Source organism: Microbacterium sp. (assembly GCF_031988965.1).
In the GTDB taxonomy this organism is placed as follows: Bacteria; Actinomycetota; Actinomycetes; order Actinomycetales; family Microbacteriaceae; genus Microbacterium.
Genome location: NZ_DALZXX010000054.1, coordinates 12,248 through 17,166, shown reverse-complemented (window position 1 = coordinate 17,166; position 4,919 = coordinate 12,248). Strand labels below are relative to the sequence as shown.

Annotated in this window: 3 protein-coding genes and 1 pseudogene; all 4 read left to right on the top strand. The window is 67.7% G+C overall.

The genetic code is table 11. From position 1 onward, the window contains the following. A pseudogene (locus RTM68_RS10655) lies at nt 1-620 on the top strand (hypothetical protein); the annotation flags it as partial. A gap of 77 nt (nt 621-697) precedes the next feature. Continuing rightward, nucleotides 698-1,516, top strand: a complete 819-nt coding sequence (locus tag RTM68_RS10650; RefSeq protein ID WP_312170668.1) for a DUF5819 family protein — start codon at nt 698-700, stop codon at nt 1,514-1,516. Then, on the top strand, nt 1,513-2,691 hold the full coding sequence (locus tag RTM68_RS10645; RefSeq protein ID WP_312170666.1) for an HTTM domain-containing protein: 1,179 nt from the start codon (nt 1,513-1,515) through the stop codon (nt 2,689-2,691). Before RTM68_RS10650 ends, RTM68_RS10645 begins: the two co-directional genes overlap by 4 nt. A gap of 120 nt (nt 2,692-2,811) precedes the next feature. Then, a complete protein-coding gene (locus RTM68_RS10640; protein WP_312170665.1) occupies nt 2,812-4,884 on the top strand; it encodes an acyl-CoA dehydrogenase in 2,073 nt (690 codons plus the stop codon). The last annotated feature ends 35 nt before the right edge of the window (nt 4,885-4,919 follow it).

Genomic DNA, 4,919 nt, shown 5'->3' with positions numbered 1-4,919 from the left:
CCCAGGCTGCGGCGCAGAACGACGCGACCTCGACCAGTGCGGCGGACTCGTCGGCCTCGGCCGACGCCGATCCGAACGCCTCTGCGGCAGCTGCTGCCAACGCCTCGGCGTCGGCGACGGCCTCCGCGACGGCGGCAGCTGATGCGTCGGCGGAAGCCGCGGCTGAGGCATCGTCCTCCGCGACGGCTGAGGCTTCCGCATCCGCGGACGCCGGGGCCGACCTGGAGCAGCAGCTGGGCATCCGCGTCGTGGTTCCGGTCCTCGAGCGCGGTGAGAAGCAGACCGCGATCGGCACCGGCTTCCGGCCCGGCGAGGGGGTCACCGGTGTGATGACCTCCGACCCGCTCGCTCTTGGCACCCAGGTGGCGAACGCGCAGGGCACGGTCACCTTCACCTGGACGATCCCGGCCGACTACGACCTCGGAACGCACACCGTGACGCTCACCGGACCCACGTCCGGCAGCATCGCGACGACGTTCAAGGTGGTCGCGACGGGCCTCGCCACCACGGGTGGAGAGGTGCAGGGCGGATGGATCGCACTCGCGGCGCTGCTGCTGATGTTCGGTCTGGGGGCGATGCGGGTCGCGCGCACCCGACGTCCTCTCGTCGACACCGAGTGAGCACCGAGTAGGAAACGCTGAGAGGTCGGGGCCGTCAATGCGGCGGTCCCGACCTTCAGTGATGAGAAGGTATGGGAATGAGCACGATGACCGAGGCGTCACCGGACGCACAGGACGAGAATCCCCCCGCGGCAGCCCCACCGCGGACCCGCCCCACGTGGTGGGTCAAGCTCATCGCCTTCGCGGCCTGCCTGCTGACGCTGTGGCACATCGGGGCATCCTTCCTGTGGATCGCGCCGTACTCCGCGCTGCGCGAGATCCCCACGCAGCAGGTGCTCGCCGGCTACATGCTGCCGATGTTCGGTCAGTCGTGGAGCGTGTTCGCGCCTGAGCCCATCAATGGCGACTACCACTTCAACGTCCGCGCGGTGATCGAGAAGGACGGCGAGGAGGTCGAGACCGGATGGGTCAGCGCGACCGACGTCGAGCTCTCGATGATCCGCTACAACCTCTTCCCCCCACGCGCCGGCATCCAGTCGAGCGAGGTCGCGAGCGGACAGATGGGCGCCTTCAACAAGCTGAACGACCAGCAGCAGGCGGTCGTGGCGCTCGACTTCACCGAGGACGGGTGGGAGGACTGGATGGTCCGCTCCTTCGACGAGCTCGAGGGCGAGAACCCGTCGACCGAGGCGTACATGGCCGAGGAGCACCTCTCCACCGCGTATGCGACGCAGGTCGCCTACGCGATCTGGGGAGCGGATGCCGTGATCAAGGTGCAGTACCGCGTCAGCCGACAGAACGTGGTGCCCTACGCGGAACGGAACGACCCCGGCGCGCAGCGCCCGGATCCGACCTTCTCGACGACGGGATGGCGTTCCCCTATAGAAGAGGAAGGGCAGAGTCGCGAGAACTTCGCGAACACCTTCCGCAGCCAGTTCGAGAGGATCCAGCCGTGAGCGCGCCGGTGAAGACCGCGGCGAAGAGTGCGGCGAAGAACACGGCGAAGGACACGGCACCGGGCGAGACCGCCGCTCCGACGTCGCGACCCGCCCCGTCGGCACCGCCCGCATCGCTGCCCGCCCGCGTCCTCACCTTCGTGTCGTCGATGATCGGCGGACTCTGGGCCATGGTGATCTCCGCGATCGACAGGATCTCGGCGTTCATCGGCGACTGGCTCTTCAACGGCAAGAAAGCCCTGTACGGCCTCGCCGTCACCCGCATCCTGTTCGGAGTCACCGCGATCGGACTGCTTGCGTCGAACTTCGCGACTCGTCTGTACACGTTCGGTTCCGGCTCGGCGTGGAACGGCGAGATGGCCGAGCCCGTCAGCGACTTCCCGAAGATCTGGCTCTTCAGCGCCTTCCATGCGGCGATGGGCAACGATGTCCTCTACACCGCCCTCTATCTGCTGCTGGGCGTGCTCGCAGTGCTGTTCGTGCTCGGCTGGCGATTCCGCATCGTGCTCCCGGTCTTCTTCTGCCTGTGGGTCGGCTTCATCGAGGCCAACGACATGGTCGGCGACCAGGGTGACAACATGTTCCGCATCGCGTTGCTGCTGCTGCTCTTCGCCGATCCCGCGGCGCGGTGGTCGCTCGATGCGAAGCGGCGGGCCAAGAGCGGCGAGTGGTTCCCGCCGACGAGTCAGCCCGCACTGCTGGGCACCATGTTCCACAACCTCGCCCTCGTCGCCCTCACCGCGCAGGTGTGCTTCGTGTATGCCTCGGGTGCCCTGTACAAGGCGGGTGGTGAGCCCTGGAAAGAGGGATACGCCGTCTACAACCCGCTGCAGACGGCTCGCTTCGGCACCTGGCCGGTGCTCAGCGATCTGGTCACCGCGTGGGGCCCGATGGTCGTGGTCGCGAGCTGGGGGTCGATCATCCTCCAGGTCGCGTTCCCGCTCATGCTGCTGACGCGGCCCACCCGGCTGCTCGGTCTGCTCGGCATCCTCTCGTTCCACATCGGCATCGCCGTGCTGATGGGCCTGCCCTGGTTCTCGCTCACCATGATCGCGATCGACTCGATCTTCATCCGCGATCGCACGTGGTCGAGGCTGAGCGCGGGCACGGTGCGGCGATGGAATGCCGCGAAGAATCCGACGGCGAGTGCCGCACCGCCGGGGACTGTGGCCTGACGACAATCGGATACGGCGACGCCGCCCCAAGCGGTTAGAGGATGCCCACAGGCGAGTTCCTTCTCGGTTGTGGCAGATCTACCATGACAGCATCCCTACTTCTCTTTGAGAGGAATGCACATGGTCGACGCCGCCGTCCGTCCGAAGTCGAGTCCCGCTCACGGTTCTCCCCACGCCACCGATGCCGCACTGCAGGTCGATGTCGCTCGGATCACCGATCTGCTGCTGGGCACCTGGGGCGACACCCGTCGTGAAGCACGCGAACTCATCAAGGACTCCGCATTCTGGCGAGACGATGCGCTCGGCAAAGACGAGCATCGCGAGCGGGTGCTGAGTCAGCTGCATCTGCTCGTCGAGAACAAGGCCGTGCATCGCGCGTTCCCGAAGTCGCTCGGCGGCGAGGAGAACAACGGCGCGAACATCGCCGGGTTCGAGGAGCTCGTCGTCGCCGACCCCAGCCTCCAGATCAAGTCGGGCGTGCAGTGGGGGCTCTTCGGCTCGGCGATCCTGCAGCTGGGCACGGCCGAGCACCACGAGAAGTGGCTGCCCGGCGTCATGGACCTCTCGATCCCCGGCGCGTTCGCGATGACCGAGATCGGGCACGGATCCGACGTCGCCGCTGTGGGGACCACGGCGACCTACGATCCCGAGACCGAGGAGTTCGTGGTCCACACGCCGTTCCGCGGCGCGACCAAGGAGTACCTCGGCAACGCGGCGCTGCACGGTGTCGCGGCGACGGTGTTCGCCCAGCTGATCACGAACGGCGTCAACCACGGCGTGCACTGCTTCTACGTGCCGCTGCGCGGCGACGACGGCGTCGACCTGCCCGGTATCGGCCGCGAGGACGACGGTCTGAAGGGCGGACTCAACGGCATCGACAACGGTCGTCTGTCGTTCGACCACGTGCGCATCCCGCGCACCAACCTGCTGAACCGCTACGGCGACGTCGCCGCCGACGGCGCGTACTCGAGCGCGATCGACAGCCCCGGTCGTCGGTTCTTCACGATGCTCGGCACCCTCGTGCAGGGCCGCGTCTCGCTCGACGGAGCCGCCTCATGGGCATCCGCCCTCGGCCTGAAGATCGCGATCACCTACGCGACGCAGCGCAGGCAGTTCGACGGCGCCGACGGGCAGGAGGTCGTGCTCATGGACTACGGCAAGCACCAGCGCCGCCTGTTGCCGCGTCTCGCGACGACCTATGCGCAGATCTTCGCGCACGACGAGTTCCTGCAGAAGTTCGACGGCGTCTTCTCCGGTCGCATCGACACGCCCGCCGACCGCGAGGATCTCGAGACCCTGGCCGCGGCGCTCAAGCCGCTGTCGACCTGGCACGCCCTCGACACGCTGCAGGAGGCGCGTGAGGCCTGCGGCGGGGCCGGCTTCATGTTCGAGAACCGCCTGGTCGGGCTGCGCGCCGACCTCGACATCTACGTGACCTTCGAGGGCGACAACAACGTGCTGCTGCAGCTCGTCGGCAAGCGACTGCTCACCGACTATGCGAAGCAGTTCACCGGCAAGGATGCCGCGGCCCTGGCGAAGTTCGCGGTGGGGATGACCGCCGGCAAGGTGTTCCACGGCGCGGGGCTGCGTCAGTTCGGGCAGTCGGTCGTCGATCTCGGGCAGGTCTCGCGATCGGTCGAGAACGGCCTGCGCGAGGAGCAGCAGCACCAGCTGCTCGCCGAGCGTGTGCAGCAGATGGTGGCCGACGTCGCCGGTCGGCTGCGGCCCGCGGGCAAGGACAAGGTGCTCGGCGCACGGCTCTTCAACGAGAACCAGGCCGAGCTGATCGAGGCGGCGCGGGCGCACGGCGAGCTGCTGCAGTGGGAGGCGTTCACGGATGCCGTTCGCCGCATCGACGACGCCGACACCAAGAAGGTGCTCACGTGGCTGCGTGACCTCTTCGGTCTGCAGCTCATCGAGAAGCACCTGGCCTGGCACCTCATCAACGGGCGTCTCTCGACGCAGCGGGCGGCCGCGGTCTCGAGCTACATCGATCGTCTGTGCACGCGTCTGCGCCCCTACGCCCTCGACCTCGTCGACGCATTCGGCTACGAGCCTGAGCACGTGCGAGCGCCCATCGCATCGGGTGCGGAGAAGCAGCGCCAGGACGAGGCCCGTGCGTACTACGCGGACCTCGCGGCATCCGGAGAAGCGCCGGTGCAGGAGAAGACGCTGAAGAAGTCGAAGCGCTGACGCAGCGTTCGCAGCGCACACGAGACGGGCCGGGA